The sequence below is a fragment of the Gordonia sp. HS-NH1 genome (assembly GCF_001418765.1).
Taxonomy (GTDB): domain Bacteria; phylum Actinomycetota; class Actinomycetes; order Mycobacteriales; family Mycobacteriaceae; genus Gordonia.
On sequence record NZ_LIYC01000050.1, the window covers coordinates 1 to 14,413 of the forward strand.

Below are 14,413 nucleotides of genomic sequence, written 5' to 3' on the forward strand. Positions count from 1 at the left end.
GATTATTCAGCAGTCTCCTAGCCGGCCGCCCGCACATGAACACGTCTGCGCCGACCCGCCGACGCCGCGTGGGGCATGATGTCACCCATGTCGAGTCCGCGGTCCATGTCGACCCCGCGCTCCGGTCGGCTCGCTGTCGGCACCCTCGTGTTGCTCACAGTCCTCTACTTCGCACAGGGTCTGCCCTATGGCTTCTTCAGCCAGGCGATACCCGTCATCCTCCGCGAGGAGGGTTACTCGCTCACCCAGATCAGCGTCTACGGACTGCTGTTCGCGCCCTGGGGCCTGAAGTTCCTGTGGGCGCCCTACGTCGACGCCTACGGAACCCGGCGCAGATGGCTGCTGACCCTGCAGTTGTCGTCGGCAGTGGTCGCGCTGGTGCTAGCGTGCCTCGACCTGTCCGGGACCCTGGTGTGGTTGCTGGTGGGCATCGCGGTCATCAACCTGCTCTCGGCGACGCAGGACATCGCGACCGACGGCCTCGCCGTGTCGATGCTCGAGCCGCGTCAGCGTGGTCTGGGCAACGGAATCCAGGTGGGCGCCTACCGGATCGGCATGATCACCGGGGGCGGCGGCCTGCTCTGGCTGTTCTCACTCGCCGGGTGGCGTGCCCTCTTCGTGGTGATGTCGGTGCTGCTGTTCGCGGTCACCGTCGGGGTGTGGTTTCTCGCCCGTGAACCCGGGCCGCGAGCCGGCGATGGACCGTCGGCGTCACCGACTCCGGTGTCGCCGCGTTTGTTGCTGACGGGGTGGTGGTCGCGGCTCCGACGCCCGGGCGTGATCGGTTTCATCCTCGTCGTCGGCGCGTTCAAATTCGGCAACTCGATGGCGTCAGCGCTGGTCGGCCCGTTCATGTCCGACATCGGACTCACGCTGGGACAGATCGCACTCGTCGAAGGTGCGCTGTCGTCGGCCGGGGCCCTCGGCGGGGCAGCCCTCGGCGGGTGGCTCGCCTACACCTACGGCCGGCGGCACGCGCTGCTCGTCGGCGGTGTCACCCAGACGCTCAGTCTCGGTCTGTATCTGGTGGCGTCGATGGGGGTCGGCGGTTTCTGGCTCGTGGTCACCGCCAGTCTCGCCGAGCACATCCTGGGTGGGGCGGCGACTGTCGCGGTCTTCACACTGATGATGGACGCGTGCCAGAAGGGCTACGAGGGCAGCGACTACACCCTGTTCGCCTGCGCCGTGGTCGGCGTACAAGGCGCTGCCGGGTTCGCCGCGGGGATCATCGGTGACCTGTTCGGGTTCCCGGCGATCTTCGCGAGCGGGCTGGTCCTGTCGGGTCTCGGGTGCCTCATCATGATCCGCGCCCTCGACCGCGGTCTCATGAAACGCCTAGAACCCGCGATTACGTAGCGTGAGTGCGCTTTTGGCGCGCATTGTCGCTACGGAATCCGGGTGGGGAGCAGGGTCGCCATCGCCTCGTCGACGACGCGGTCCAGATCGTCGCCCAGGCTGCCCGCCAAGAACTGCTGCACCAGTTCGGCCATCGCGCCGGTGAAGATCGCGGCTCGGACCCGACTGGTGAGCGGGTCGGCGTCCCGGGCGTCGGCCTCGGCGAACGCCATGTCGCGGAGCATCGCCTGGGTGACGGCACGCCGTTGGGCAAGAACAGGATTGGTGACTCCGGCGGTGAACAACACGCGGCCGCGACGCGGATCCGAGGAGGCATGGCCCAGCACCGCACGGATTCCCGCGCGCGTGCGCGACCGGACCGAGGGATCCGCCTCGCCCATCGCCGCGGCGACCACCGTGCCGAGTTCCGCGGCGGTGGCGTCGTACACGGCGCCCAGCAGCTCGTCGGTGCCGGTGAAGCTCTCATAGAAGTACCGGGTATTGAAGCCGCAGTGGCGACACACCGAGCGGACCGACAGTTCGGACTCGCCGCCGCCGCCCCCGAAGATGTCGAAGGCGGCCGCGATCAGGTCGGACCTACGCTCTGCGCGCCGGTCCGCGAGCGGCACGCCAGCCCAGCGGGTCGGTAGGGACATCGTCTCACCATAGTCGGCGGCGACCCGGCCGGGCCAGATCTGGTCACACCCGTAGCCAAAGAGTTAGTCTGGATACGACCGTCTCCAAAGGTCGCCCCGAGCGGAAGGTCTCCGATGACTGTGTCCATGGCTCCTCTCCGGTTGCCGTCCACCGACTGGGTACCCGTTCCGCTCCCGCACGAGTTCGTCGGTTCCTGGCTCAACGGCAAGTTCGACGCCCACGTGCGTGCGAAGTTCTTCCGCGGGATGGAATTCGAGAATCCCGCGGGGGACCCGGGCTGGTTCGGCCCGGACAGCGCGACCTGGTACGTCCACTCGCACACGCCCGCGCTGATCTTCGGCCTGCAGTGCGCGTCGTACCTCGAGCGTCTGGACCCGAGCATCTTCTGGATGGGCGTGCAGCACTCGCGACTGGTCCGGCGGCGCGAGGACGGTACCCCGACCCTGTCCATCGACCCCGACGGAGCCATGACCAGGCTCGGGCACTCGCTGGCTTTCTTCATGGGGACGGCATACGGCTCGACGGAGTCGGCGGAGCGATTGGCCCGGACGGTGCGCGCGATGCACCACACCATCAAGGGCGTCCGGCCCGACGGTGCGACCTACGACGCCGACGATCCGGCCTGGTTGCGATGGAACTACGCGACGGTCGTCTGGGGTATCGCGACCGCGCACGAGATCTATCACCCGAAGCCGCTGCGTGGCGACCAGCTCGACTGCTATTACCGGGAATTCGTACGGGTCGGTCATGCGCTCGGTGGTACCGACCTGCCCACGACCAAGGCCGACACCCTTGCCTGTCTTGCGGAGTACCTGCCGAAACTCGCACTGACACATGGCAATGCGATGGCGACCGGGTTGAACGTGCGCAACCCCGCCCAGGGTGCCGTGGACTGGGCGATCCGGGACACGATGCCTCGCTGGGCCAGGGAGCTGATCATGTACCGGGCGCCCAATCCGATCGAGCGACGCGCCCGGCGGAGCGCGGTGTGGAGCATCATCAACTCCGCGCATCTGACGATGGGAGAGGCTCCCGAGTTCGCGGCCGCGTGCCACCGTGTGGCGCCGGGAACCACCGTCCCGCACACCCTTCCCCGATATGAGCTCGGATCTGACCCCGAGCGTACCCGCGCCGAGATCGAGGCATCCTTCGCCCACTAGCGCCTGCGGGCCGTCGTGTCAAACCGGACCTCTCTGAATCATCAATGAAGGCAACAGAATTCGGCGACCCCCGGCCGCGGTGACGCATCCGGAAGCGGAAACACCGATTTCATCTCACGTCACGCCGGCGTAACAAAGTCAAAATACGTTTACCCCCCATACGCCAGATCGCAAGCTTCTTGCGGCGCGTATCTCATCGGGGGTCATGCGGTGACATGCCGCGTGTTCGTCGTGCCCCCACCTGAGTGGACCTGAGACGTAGTGAGAAAGGCTTCGCCGATGCCGTCTGTTCCGTTGCCGTCCGGCTCTTCGCCGACGGACACCCCGCCGCCCGCCACCACCCGCTCACGCCGGCGGCGGTACGGCATTCTCGTCCCCGCGGCCCTGTCCGCAGTGGCGCTGGTCCTCAGCGCGTGTGGCAGCTCGGCCAGCGATGAATCGGCGTCGAGTGCCGAATCGTGCGTCGACACCTCCGGTAGCACCATCAAGGTGGGGTCGCTGAACTCCTTGTCGGGAACGATGGCGATCTCCGAGGTCACCGTTCGCGACTCGATCAAACTCGCCGTCGACCAGATCAACGACAACGGCGGCGTCCTGGGCAAGCAGCTTCAGCTCATCGGCGAGGACGGCGCGTCCGAGCCGACGATCTTCGCGGAGAAGGCCGAGAAGCTGATCTCCAGTGACTGCGTCGCAGCGGTGTTCGGCGGCTGGACGTCATCGAGCCGCAAGGCGATGCTGCCCGTCTTCGAGGACAACAACTCACTGCTGTACTACCCGGTGCAGTACGAGGGACTCGAATCGTCTCCGAACATCTTCTACACCGGTGCGACCACGAATCAGCAGATCGTGCCCGCGCTCGAATACCTGAAGGAAAAGGGCGTGAAGTCGCTCTACCTGGTGGGTAGCGACTACGTGTTCCCGCAGACGGCCAACCGGGTCATCAAGGCATACGCGGAGGCCAACGGCATCGAGATCAAGGGTGAGGACTACACCCCGCTCGGCTCGACGGACTTCTCGACCATCGTCAACAAGGTCCGTACCGCCGACGCCGACGCCGTGTTCAACACTCTCAACGGCGATTCCAACGTGGCGTTCTTCCGCGAGTACAAGAACGTCGGACTGACCCCGCAGGCCATGCCCGTCGTCTCGGTCTCCATCGCCGAAGAGGAAGTCGGCGGCATCGGTGTGGACAACATCGAGGGCCAGCTGGTCGCGTGGGACTACTACCAGACCGTCGACAACCCGGCGAACACCTCGTTCGTCCGTGACTACAAGGCCGCCTACGGCGCCAACAAGCCGACCTCCGATCCGATGGAGGCCGCCTATGTCTCGGTGTACCTGTGGAAGAACACCGTCGAGAAGGCCCAGTCCTTCGCGGTCGCGGACGTCCAGAAGGCTGCGGGCGGAGTCACTTTCGACGCCCCGGAGGGACTCGTCACGATCGACGGCGAGAACAACCACATCACCAAGACCGCGCGTATCGGTGAGATCCGCGGCGACGGACTGATCTACACCGTGTGGGATTCGGGCCAGCCGATCGAGCCGGACCCCTACCTGAAGTCGTACCCGTGGGCCGAGGGCCTGAGCTGACACCGCCGACGACCCGTCCCGCGTCTCGCGACGTGGGACGGGTCGCGTACGGCCCCTCTCTGGAGTAAGCGGCGCACGCCGACGACGAACGGATAGTCACGTGGAAACCGTTATCGGACAGCTCTTCACCGGGCTCAGTCTCGGTTCGATTCTGCTCCTCGCAGCTCTCGGCCTGTCTCTGACCTTCGGGCAGATGGGCGTGATCAACATGGCCCACGGGTCGTTCATCATGGCCGGGTCGTACACCGCCTACTCGGTGCAGGAGTACCTGATCTCCAATGCCGGGGTGTCCCTGCTCGTCTCGCTCGTCATCGGCTTCCTGGTCGGCGGGCTGATGGGGGTCCTGCTCGAGGTCACCCTGATCAAGCGCATGTACGACCGCCCCCTGGACACACTCCTCGTCACCTTCGGCGTGGGACTGATCCTCCAGCAACTCGCCCGGGACATCTTCGGCGCACCGGCGGTCGACGTGGTCGCGCCGTCGTGGTTGTCCGGCGGCGTCGACATCCTCGGCGCGGTCGTCCCCAAGACGCGTCTGTTCATCATGCTGCTCGCGATCGTGGCGGTGACCGCCATCGCGGTCACCATGAAGTACACGCCGATGGGCCGCCGTATCCGTGCCGTCGTCCAGCACCGCGATCTGGCCGAGACGAGCGGGATCTCCAGCCGTCGCACCGACATCACGACGTTCTTCATCGGGTCGGGACTGGCCGGCGTCGCCGGCGTGGCGCTGACTCTGATCGGCTCCACCAGTTCGAACACCGGGATGACGTACCTCATCGACGCGTTCCTGGTGGTCGTCATCGGCGGTCTGGGCCAGATCAAGGGCGCGGTCATCGCGGCCATCGCCCTCGGTGTCCTGAACTCGTTCATCGAATACAACACGACGGCGTCGGTGGCGAAGGTCGCCGTGTTCGTCATCATCGTGATCTTCCTGCAGATCCGGCCGCAGGGGCTTTTCACGGTCCAGTCGAGGAGTCTTGTGTGAAGGACTATTTCAGCGGTTCCTGGAAGGTCTGGGCGGGGTTCGGGTTCGCCGCGATCCTGCTGTTCGCGGTCGCACCGGCCGTATTGTCGGACTTCCGGCTCAACCTGCTCGGCAAGTTCCTGTGCTTCGGCATCGTCGCGGTCGGCATCGGCCTGGCGTGGGGACGCGGCGGCATGCTCACCCTGGGCCAGGGCGTGTACTTCGGTCTGGGTGCGTACATCATGGCGATGCACCTGAAGATCTCCGACGCCGAACTCCGCGGCGACGACGTGCCGGACTTCATGCAGATCGCCGGGATCACCGAGCTGCCCGGGTACTGGAAGCCCTTCGCCTCGCCTCTGGTGACGATCCTGGGCATCCTGCTGGTTCCCACGTTCCTGGCGATCCTGCTGGGCCTCGGTGTGTTCAAACGGAGGGTCAAGGGCGCGTATTTCGCGATCCTGTCCCAGGCGCTGGCCGCGGCCTTCGCCATCCTGCTCATCGGTCAGCAGACCACCGGTGGCAGCAACGGGCTCAACCGCTTTCGCAGTTTCTTCGGTCTCGCGCTCAACGACCCGGTGAATCGGCAGCTGCTGTTCTTCATCACCGCGGCCATCCTGCTCGCCGTCGTCGCCATCACGCGTCAGCTGATGTACAGCCGATACGGCGAACTGCTGGTCGCCGTCCGCGACCAGGAGGAACGCGTCCGGTTCCTCGGCTATGACCCGGCCAACGTCAAGGTCGTCGCCTACGCCATCGCTGCGCTGTTCGCCAGCATCGCGGGCGCCATGTTCGTCCCCATCGTCGGCATCATCTCGCCCGCGGACGTCGGGATCGTGCCGTCGATCGCGTTCCTGATCGGCGTCGCGATCGGCGGGCGCACAACGCTTCTCGGTCCGGTCCTCGGCGCCATCGCGGTGGCCTGGGCGCAGACGAGTCTGTCGGAGAGTTTCCCGTCCGGGTGGACCTACGCCCAGGGCATCCTGTTCATCGTGGTCGTGGGCTTCTTCCCGGCCGGGCTGGCCGGGCTCGGGGCGTTGGTCAAGTGGCGTCGGAGAAGAACGCCGGACCCGACCCCGACCGGTGACATCGATGAGCACAGCGTCAGCAAGGTAGGAGCGTCGTCATGACCGAGACAGAATCGACGGTCGTCGAACACCCGCCGGTCGCCGGCGGCAATGCCGGAATGGACAGCGACTACCTCCAGGTGCGCGGTCTCAGTGTCGAGTTCGACGGCTTCAAGGCGGTCTCCGATGTCGACCTCACCCTGCTGCAGGGCGACCTGCGGTTCCTGATCGGACCGAACGGCGCCGGGAAGACCACGGTCATCGACGCGATCACCGGTCTGGTGAAGCCGACCGGGTCGATCCAGAAGTCCGGTGTCGAACTCGTCGGCAAGAAGGTGCACCAGATCGCGCGTCTCGGTGTCGGCCGGACCTTCCAGACCGCCAGCGTCTTCGAGGAACTGAGTGTGCTGCAGAACCTCGACATCGCGGCGGGTGCCGGGCGTTCGGTGTGGACGATGCTGCGGCGTCGGCCGACGCAGATCCCCGACTCGATCGCCGAGGCGCTGGAGACCATCGGTCTGCAGGACCTCGCCGACACCCCGGCGGGCGTGCTCGCGCACGGCCAGAAACAGTGGCTCGAGATCGGGATGTTGCTGGTGCAGAACGCCTCGGTGCTCTTGCTGGACGAGCCGGTCGCCGGCATGAGCCATGAGGAGCGCGAGGAGACCGGGAACCTGTTGCGCCGCATCGGTGGTGAACGCACCGTGGTGGTCGTCGAACACGACATGGATTTCATGCGGTCCTTCGCGACCTCGGTGACGGTGCTCGCCCGCGGCCGGGTGCTCGCCGAGGGCACGGTGGCCGAGGTCCAGGCGAATCCGAAGGTCCAGGAGGTGTACCTCGGAACCGCCGCCGGCGGCGAGGAACTCGAGGAGATCGCCGCCGAGACCGACCCCGACGTGGCGGGCACCTCCACGCAATCGACTCAGGACAAGGGCTGAATCATGCTGAAACTCTCCGGAGTCCACGCGGGCTACGGTCGTACCGAGGTGATCCACGGGGTCGACATCGAGGTACCCACCGACGGCGTCGTCGCCGTGATGGGACACAACGGCGCGGGGAAGACGACCCTGCTGCGCGCGGCCGTCGGACTCGTCAAGACGACCAAGGGGTCGATCACCTTCGACGGCGTCGACATCACCCGGGCGCGCCCCAGCGCCCGGGTGGGGCACGGCATCGCCTATGTGCCGCAGGGCCAGCAGAGTTTCGGGCACCTCACCACCGCCGAGAATCTGCAGGTCGTGGCCGACGGCCGCAAGCGCGGCAAGGAGCTGGTCGCCGAGATGCTGGACATGTTCCCGGCACTTACGGAACTGCTGGGACGACGCGCCGGCCTGTTGTCCGGAGGACAGCGTCAGCAGCTGGCGATCGCTCGCGCGCTCATCACCGAGCCGCGCATGCTGATCCTCGACGAGCCGACCGAGGGCATCCAGCCCTCGGTGGTCGCCGAGATCGAGCAGACCATCACCACGCTCACCCAGCGTGGCGGACTGGGAGTGCTCCTCGTCGAACAACACATCGGTTTCGCACTCGAGGCGGCGCAGCGGTACTACGTGCTGGAAAGCGGACGCGTCACGTCGTCGGGTGACGGCGGCTCGGCTGCCGAAAGTGCTGTGCGCGAGGCGATGACGATCTAGATCGATCAGGAGTGGGGTGGCACCTCAGCCCGGGGCCTGCCGGCTGAGGTGCTCCCATTCACGGTAGATGCCCTGACGCGCCCGATCCATCTCCAGCACGTGATCGAACGACTGGCTCCCCACGATGAGGCGCCGAGGCGGATCGGGGAGTGCCGCGAGCTCCAGGATGACCGGCGCGGCCGATGACGGCGGGGGACCTGCGGTATCACCCCATGACGCCTCCATCTCGGTCCGCAGATCCCGATACTGCGGCATCGGTTCGGTGTTCGTCGTTCCGGTGGTGAACAACCCGGTGTCGTAACCACCCATCTGCACGATGGTGACCCGGACGCCGAACTGCTCGGCTTCCATCGCCAGCGCCTCGCTGACCGAGTCGAGCGCCGCTTTGCCCGCTCCGTAGTAGCCGACGGTGGCCATCCCTCCACCGGTACCCATCGACGTCACCTGCAACAGTCGGCCGCCGCCGCGAGCGCGTAGGTGGGGCAGGACGGCCTGGGCCACCCAGACGGCGCCGAAGAAGTTCAGGTCCAGGTGCGCGCGGACCTGAGCCTCGGTCGCCTCCTCGACCATTCCGTAGAGCATGCCGCCGGCGTTGTTGACCACGATGTCCAGCCGGCCGAATGCGGCGATCGCGGTCTCGACGCCGTCGAACACGGCTTGCCGATTCGTGACGTCCAGGGGCAGCGGTCGCAGGTGTAGGGGATACCGCTTGGCCAGCGATGTCAGCGGATCGACGTTGCGGGCGACGGCCACCACGCGATCGCCGGCGGCGAGGGCCGCCTCGGCGAACGCCCGTCCGAGTCCGCGGGACGCGCCGGTGATGAACCAGACCCGTGGCGTTGTCATCTTGCCTCCTAAGTAAACGGACCGTTCCGTCTCGTAAAAACGGTAATGCCGGTACTGGGAAGGAGTCAAGACGGATCGTCTCGTTTCGTGGACTATCCTGGCTTCATGCTGCGAGACGCAGGACCGGATCATTCACGCCGAAAGGAGCGGTCTCGCCAGGCGATCCTCGAGGCGACTCGAGCCCTCGTCGTGGAGGCGCCGTACGAGAAGGTGACTGTCGAGGCGATCGCGGCCCGGGCCGGCGTCGGCAAGCAGACGATCTACCGGCGGTGGCCCTCGAAGAGTGCCGTCGTCTTCGCCGCCGTCCTCGCACTGAGCGAGGGTGACGACGGGCGGTCGGTAGATCTGCCAGACACCGGTGATCTGCGTGCCGACCTGAAGCAGGTCATGCGGGCGACGGTGGAAGAGTTCGCCGATCCGTCTTTCGATCGCCTGATCCGGGCGGTGAACACCGAGATCGCGAACGACGCCGAGCTCGCGGCGGAGTACCGGGAGAAGCTGTCGCGACCACTGGACGACGCCAAGAAGGCGCGGCTCCGCAAGGCCGAGCGAGACGGCCAACTCCCGGTCGACACCGACCTCGACCTCTTTCTGGAGATGCTCTACGCCCCGTTGTTCCAGCGGTGGCTGCACCGCAGCGGACCGCTGACCCCGACCTACGCCGACGACCTTGTCGAGGCGACGCTCCGGGCCTTCGATGGCCGACCATCGGCCGCCCGGCGCGGCGCCGATGTCAGTCCAGCCGGACCCCCACCTCCGAGGTGAGTTCGTGGGGCGGATGGAGGGGGAGTTGGTCGCCGCTCCAGAATCGCCCGGGGTCGAACCAGTTGGAGTCCTTGGCGGTATCGAGGATGCCCATCTCGCGATAGGTGATCGCGACCACCTCGGCGCAGTAGGCGGCTTCGAGTCCGACGCCGTCGGTCTTCTGGCTGCGGCGCTGCTGCCGTTCGTCGCGTCGTTGACGGACCTTGCGGTCGAGGTAGGGGATGCCCCGGACGAGGTCGGTCGAGTTGGGCACCCGGCCGCGAAACCACCGCCCGGCGAGGCGTGCGGTCGTCGGGAACGGGGTCCCGTCGAGTTCGGCGATCACCTTGAGCAGAGCGTTCTCCTGATCCGGGGTGACCTCGGGGGTGAGCTGACGAAACCAGCATGCCTGCTTGTAGCGGATCATCCACTGCTCCACGGCTTCGCGCGCGTCATGTAGCTGAACGCCGCGATGATTCGACCCGGTCCACACGTCGGTCAGCCGATCGCCGAGTTCGGCGTGCCAGAGCAGCGGCGGCAGGTCGTCGATGCACACCGCCATCGCGACATGGTTGACCGGCGCGTTGGTCAGGGTGCGGATGGCCCGATCCGGCCCGGAATGGCCTCGGAAGAGCCAGATGTCGCCGGTGCGGGTGGCGTCGAGCGCGTCGGTCAACGAGATCCCGGAGTCGGCGCGGTCTCGGCCGAAGAGAATTCTGCTGGTGGGCACGAGAGAAGGCTAATGCGTCCGCGTGCCGCGCGACCTATCCTGCCCGCATGAGGAACTTCTGGAAATGGCTGGGACTGGCGGGCGCGGTCGGGGTGGCCACCGGCGGGGCGATGGTCGCGCGGGATCAGCGGCAGCGGAAGTCCTATTCGGCCGACGACGTCCGCGCGCGTCTGCACCAGCGGCTCGACGAGACCGGGAACGAGGATGGCGGACCTGCTGATCGGTGAGGGCCGGGTGGCGGAGCCGCTGATTTCTGAGGACACTGGGCAGTGTTGCCCGACGCTCGTCAGAGTGAACGGAGAAAGGTGGCACCATGCCCGACAACAGCGGTTCCGGCGGATCGTTCAATTTCGGCCCCGAGGACTTCGACCGGTTCGCACGTGAGGCCGGGGAGGGACTGCGTGACGTCTTCGGCAAGCTCTTCGAGGGGCAGGCGGGACCGGCAGCCTTCTCGATGTTCTTCGACGAGGCCTCGCGTGGCCGGACTCGTACCAAGCCGCAGCCGCGCGAAGAGACCACGGGGGAGGCCGGCTCCGGAGTATGGGCGGTCTTCGTTGTCGACGACGACGGCGGTGCCCGGGTCGAGCAGGTCTACGCCACCGAACTCGACGCCTTGCGTGCCAACAAGAGCAACACCGATCCGCGCCGCAACGTGCGGTTCCTGCCGTACGGCATCGCGGTCAGCGCGTTGGACACGACGGTCGGCGACTCCGGCGACGACACCCCGACGGTGACGTAGGAGCCTGAAAGACGCGCGAGGCCGGCGGGTCCCTGGTGGACCCGCCGGCCTTGCTGTCACCGGTGCTGCGACGTCACGGGATGTGACGCGCCGGTGCGGTGGTCAGAAGTGCGTGCGTCAGAGGTTGGCGCCGCACGTCGGCCAGGCTCCGGGCCCCTGCGTGGCGAGCACGTTCTCCGCGACGCGGATCTGCTCCTCGCGGGAGGCGTCTGCCGGGTTGCCGGTTCCGCCGTTGGCCTGCCAGGTGCTCATCGAGAACTGGAGACCGCCGTAGTAGCCGTTGCCGGTGTTGGTGGCCCAGTTGCCGCCGCTCTCGCACTGAGCGACCGCGTCCCAGTTGCCTGCCGCGTGCGCAGTGGACGTCAGCATCCCGAAGGGCGCGGCAGTCAGTGCGCCGACGATCGCGGCGCGGGCGACGAGCTTGGTCATGTGGGTCTTGGTCATACGCATGGTCTTCGTTCCTCCTCACCGCCCTGGGGTTGGCAGGGCAGTTGATCTCGGACCGTGGGCGACCATACGGGTTCGGTAACGGCTGGGTCACGTCGAGCCCCTGACCAGCGCTATTCGGATAACGCCCGGATAACGCTGTTAGCTTTACAGTGAATTCCCAGCGCATACCGCAATTCGGCGGGGGTGTTCGGACATACGTGTTCGGCCGCGTTCGATGACGAAGGTCACAGCAGGGGTGTGGGACCCGTCACGTTCGATGCGGCGTCAGGCGGGGTTGAAGCGTGGTTGTGCCGCACCGGTTGCGTCTTTGCCCGGTAACCGGGCGAGAGAGCAACGTGATGACGGCAAACCTCGGTCGAGGTCCTCGCCTTGTTCGCGCCCGATGCACAGTCGACGGGCGTGCCGAGGCGATCGAGTGGGTCAGCGTGGTCGGACCGCGATCCGACCGCCGCGGGACGGGGCGTAGGCCACCCCGCGCGAGAACCAGCGCTCCGCGCGGGCGGTGGTCGGCAGCAGTTCGAACTGCTCGAGCAACGTCCGCAGGGTGACGTCCATCTCCATGGTCGCGAACGCCGCCCCGATGCACCGTCGGGTCCCGCCGCCGAACGGGAGCCACGCCGACGGGGGCTTGGTGCCCAGAAAGCGGGTCGGGTCGAAGACCTCGGGCCGGGCGAATTCGCTGCTGTCGTCGTGGAGCAGGGCGATGGACACGAGCACGTTGTATCCCTTGGGTATCCGCCAGTCGCCGAGGTCGAGATGGTCGGCGACCACGTGCCGGCCGGCGAAGTCGATGACCGGTCGGCTGCGCTGGACCTCCAGGATCGTCGCGTGGCGGTAATCGTGTCCGCCGGCGTCCACCTCGGCCCCGAGCTCGCGCACGACCTCGGGGTGCCGCCGTAGCCGCTCGAGCGCCCACGCGAGGGTTGTCGCCGTGGTCTCGTGCCCGGCCGCGAGCAAGGTGGCCAGCTCCTCGGCGATCTCGTCGTCGGTCATCGGACTGCCGTCGTCGTAGGTGCTGCGAAGCATGATCGCCAGGATGTCGGTGCGCTCGTCCAGGTGAGAATCGTTGCGTGCCTTGGTGATCAGTCCGCTGACATATTCTCGGTATTCGGCATTGCGACGCGCGTACCGGTGATTGGGGTCGATCGGCCGGAGGGGGAGGGGCAGCGGGGGTACCGTCGCGGCCCGCGAACCGACGGTCACCATCGGCGGGATCATGTCGCGGAGTCGGTCGAGATCCGTGCCCTCCGCGCCGAAGACGGCGCGGAGGATGACGTTCAGGGTGATGCGCATCATCGGTTCGATGCAGGCGAACTCGACCCCGGGGCGCCACGTCGCGGTCTCGGCGCGGACCTCGTCGACGACGATCTGTTCGTACGACCGAATCGGCTTGCCGTGCAACGGCGGGGTGAGCAGCTTGCGTCGCGCGCGGTGCCGGGCGCCCTCCAGCGCGAACATCGATCCGGTGCCGAGGATGCGTCCGAGGTTGGGCTGGACGTTCTCGACCTTGTCGCCCGCGGTGAACAGCTCGCGCGCCATGGCGGCGTCGGAGATGACGACGGACGGACCGAAGACGGGCAGGTTCACGGTGAACGCCGAGCCGTGTCGGTCGTGGAGATGGCGGAAGAAGTGTCGGCGCGACACGACCGCGCCGAGCCCCTGGATGGCGGACGGGATCGACGTGGTGGGCGGGAGAACCGCCTCACCACTTCGGGTCGGTGTGTTCACGAGCGTGGGGTCCTCTCGCCGCGGCGGCTGGTACGTCTACGTACCAGCTCGACGGTACGCTCGCGTACCGACCGAGACAAGGGCCTATGCTCGAAGGGTGACTGCTGGATCGGGCCCGCTCGCCCCGCCCCCGGCGCCCGCACCACCGGGCCCGCTCGCTCCGCTCCCGGCGCCCTGGCTGATCTCGTCGGCGGGGGCGTCGACCCGGGATCGGCTGCTCGCGGCGATGCTGGAATGCATCGTCGAGGCGGGATACCGGGAGACCACCGTCGCCGACATCGTGCGTGTCGCGCGGACCTCGAGGCGGTCGTTCTATCAGGAGTTCGCCGACAAGCAGGCATGCTTTTTCGCGCTGCTGACGGTGACCAACGAGTTCATGATCGCCGAGATCGTGCGTCGCGTCGACTCCGAGGCGTCCATCGAAGATCAAGTGCGGCAGGCGGTCTCGTCATACGTCGCAGCGAGTGAACGGTACCCGGGTCTCACGTTGAGCTGGATTCGGGAATTGCCTGCGCTCGGCAGTGCGGCCCAGTCGGTCAAAGACGAAGCGCTGGAAGCGTGGATCGAGCTCTTCGTCGGTCTCACCTCGACCCCGACGATGGCCGCGGCGGGGGTGATCCCGATGGACCGCCAGCGCGCCATCTTCCTGTGGGGTGGTTTCCGCGAACTGACCGCCGGTGCCGTCGAATCCGGTGTTCCGCTGGCGTCGATCATCGAACCGGCGACCGCGGCATCCCTCGCCCTGCTGACACCGCCGCGCTGA

The 14,413-nt window shown here is 67.0% G+C and carries 16 protein-coding genes; 11 read left to right on the top strand and 5 right to left on the bottom strand.

The window, feature by feature from the left end; genetic code table 11:
- Positions 1–105: 105 nt before the first annotated feature.
- Positions 106–1,356: an MFS transporter gene (locus AMD30_RS21810; RefSeq protein WP_055477099.1), complete on the top strand. Its 1,251-nt coding sequence runs from the start codon at positions 106–108 to the stop codon at positions 1,354–1,356.
- Positions 1,357–1,385: 29 nt separating this feature from the next.
- Here the strand turns inward: AMD30_RS21810 and AMD30_RS21815 are convergent, their stop codons facing one another.
- Positions 1,386–1,991, bottom strand: a complete 606-nt coding sequence (locus tag AMD30_RS21815; protein ID WP_055477078.1) for a TetR/AcrR family transcriptional regulator — start codon at positions 1,989–1,991, stop codon at positions 1,386–1,388.
- Positions 1,992–2,105: 114 nt separating this feature from the next.
- Between AMD30_RS21815 and AMD30_RS21820 the strand changes: the two genes are divergently transcribed.
- From AMD30_RS21820 to urtE, 6 genes are all read left to right on the top strand, one after another.
- Complete coding sequence (locus tag AMD30_RS21820) at positions 2,106–3,152, top strand: oxygenase MpaB family protein (protein ID WP_055477079.1); 1,047 nt, start codon at positions 2,106–2,108, stop codon at positions 3,150–3,152.
- A gap of 279 nt (positions 3,153–3,431) precedes the next feature.
- Entirely contained in the window at positions 3,432–4,742 is a 1,311-nt protein-coding gene (urtA, locus tag AMD30_RS21825) for an urea ABC transporter substrate-binding protein (RefSeq protein ID WP_035717714.1), read from the top strand.
- Positions 4,743–4,842: 100 nt separating this feature from the next.
- Positions 4,843–5,730 carry an urea ABC transporter permease subunit UrtB gene (gene urtB, locus AMD30_RS21830; protein ID WP_055477080.1) on the top strand — a complete coding sequence of 296 codons (888 nt, stop codon included), beginning with the start codon at positions 4,843–4,845 and terminating at the stop codon, positions 5,728–5,730.
- Positions 5,727–6,839 (top strand): urea ABC transporter permease subunit UrtC, encoded by a 1,113-nt coding sequence (gene urtC, locus AMD30_RS21835; protein ID WP_014927624.1) that lies wholly within the window; start codon positions 5,727–5,729, stop codon positions 6,837–6,839. Before urtB ends, urtC begins: the two co-directional genes overlap by 4 nt.
- Positions 6,836–7,717: an urea ABC transporter ATP-binding protein UrtD gene (gene urtD / locus AMD30_RS21840; protein WP_055477081.1), complete on the top strand. Its 882-nt coding sequence runs from the start codon at positions 6,836–6,838 to the stop codon at positions 7,715–7,717. The genes urtC and urtD overlap by 4 nt, the downstream gene beginning before the upstream one ends.
- Positions 7,718–7,720: 3 nt before the next feature.
- Positions 7,721–8,413, top strand: a complete 693-nt coding sequence (gene urtE, locus AMD30_RS21845) for an urea ABC transporter ATP-binding subunit UrtE (RefSeq protein ID WP_055477082.1) — start codon at positions 7,721–7,723, stop codon at positions 8,411–8,413.
- A 24-nt stretch (positions 8,414–8,437) separates the two neighbouring features.
- Here the strand turns inward: urtE and AMD30_RS21850 are convergent, their stop codons facing one another.
- Positions 8,438–9,259 (bottom strand): SDR family NAD(P)-dependent oxidoreductase, encoded by an 822-nt coding sequence (locus tag AMD30_RS21850; RefSeq protein ID WP_055477083.1) that lies wholly within the window; start codon positions 9,257–9,259, stop codon positions 8,438–8,440.
- Between the two features lie 105 nt (positions 9,260–9,364).
- Here AMD30_RS21850 and AMD30_RS21855 point away from each other — a divergent pair, with 105 nt between their 5' ends.
- Entirely contained in the window at positions 9,365–10,024 is a 660-nt protein-coding gene (locus AMD30_RS21855) for a TetR/AcrR family transcriptional regulator (protein WP_055477084.1), read from the top strand.
- On the opposite strand, the gene AMD30_RS21860 is transcribed toward AMD30_RS21855, so the two are convergent.
- Positions 9,993–10,733, bottom strand: a complete 741-nt coding sequence (locus AMD30_RS21860) for a hypothetical protein (protein WP_055477085.1) — start codon at positions 10,731–10,733, stop codon at positions 9,993–9,995. The genes AMD30_RS21855 and AMD30_RS21860 overlap by 32 nt on opposite strands.
- A gap of 47 nt (positions 10,734–10,780) precedes the next feature.
- Between AMD30_RS21860 and AMD30_RS21865 the strand changes: the two genes are divergently transcribed.
- Together AMD30_RS21865 and AMD30_RS21870 are read left to right on the top strand one after the other, a co-directional pair.
- Positions 10,781–10,960, top strand: a complete 180-nt coding sequence (locus tag AMD30_RS21865; RefSeq protein WP_055477086.1) for a hypothetical protein — start codon at positions 10,781–10,783, stop codon at positions 10,958–10,960.
- 86 nt (positions 10,961–11,046) lie between these two features.
- Complete coding sequence (locus AMD30_RS21870) at positions 11,047–11,472, top strand: hypothetical protein (protein ID WP_010843385.1); 426 nt, start codon at positions 11,047–11,049, stop codon at positions 11,470–11,472.
- A 117-nt stretch (positions 11,473–11,589) separates the two neighbouring features.
- Here the strand turns inward: AMD30_RS21870 and AMD30_RS21875 are convergent, their stop codons facing one another.
- Positions 11,590–11,922 (bottom strand): transglycosylase family protein, encoded by a 333-nt coding sequence (locus AMD30_RS21875; protein WP_014927620.1) that lies wholly within the window; start codon positions 11,920–11,922, stop codon positions 11,590–11,592.
- Positions 11,923–12,342: 420 nt separating this feature from the next.
- Positions 12,343–13,650 (bottom strand): cytochrome P450, encoded by a 1,308-nt coding sequence (locus AMD30_RS21880; protein ID WP_055477087.1) that lies wholly within the window; start codon positions 13,648–13,650, stop codon positions 12,343–12,345.
- A gap of 97 nt (positions 13,651–13,747) precedes the next feature.
- Between AMD30_RS21880 and AMD30_RS21885 the strand changes: the two genes are divergently transcribed.
- Positions 13,748–14,413, top strand: a complete 666-nt coding sequence (locus AMD30_RS21885) for a TetR/AcrR family transcriptional regulator (protein ID WP_156354376.1) — start codon at positions 13,748–13,750, stop codon at positions 14,411–14,413.

Bases quoted from the DNA above. Each gene is read 5' to 3' on its own strand.
- AMD30_RS21810 (WP_055477099.1), top strand. From the start codon at position 106: ATGTCGACCCCGCGCTCCGGTCGGCTCGCTGTCGGCACCCTCGTGTTG.
- AMD30_RS21815 (WP_055477078.1), bottom strand. From the start codon at position 1,991: ATGTCCCTACCGACCCGCTGGGCTGGCGTGCCGCTCGCGGACCGGCGC.
- AMD30_RS21820 (WP_055477079.1), top strand. From the start codon at position 2,106: ATGACTGTGTCCATGGCTCCTCTCCGGTTGCCGTCCACCGACTGGGTA.
- urtA (WP_035717714.1), top strand. From the start codon at position 3,432: ATGCCGTCTGTTCCGTTGCCGTCCGGCTCTTCGCCGACGGACACCCCG.
- urtD (WP_055477081.1), top strand. From the start codon at position 6,836: ATGACCGAGACAGAATCGACGGTCGTCGAACACCCGCCGGTCGCCGGC.
- urtE (WP_055477082.1), top strand. From the start codon at position 7,721: ATGCTGAAACTCTCCGGAGTCCACGCGGGCTACGGTCGTACCGAGGTG.
- AMD30_RS21850 (WP_055477083.1), bottom strand. From the start codon at position 9,259: ATGACAACGCCACGGGTCTGGTTCATCACCGGCGCGTCCCGCGGACTC.
- AMD30_RS21855 (WP_055477084.1), top strand. From the start codon at position 9,365: ATGCTGCGAGACGCAGGACCGGATCATTCACGCCGAAAGGAGCGGTCT.
- AMD30_RS21865 (WP_055477086.1), top strand. From the start codon at position 10,781: ATGAGGAACTTCTGGAAATGGCTGGGACTGGCGGGCGCGGTCGGGGTG.
- AMD30_RS21870 (WP_010843385.1), top strand. From the start codon at position 11,047: ATGCCCGACAACAGCGGTTCCGGCGGATCGTTCAATTTCGGCCCCGAG.
- AMD30_RS21875 (WP_014927620.1), bottom strand. From the start codon at position 11,922: ATGCGTATGACCAAGACCCACATGACCAAGCTCGTCGCCCGCGCCGCG.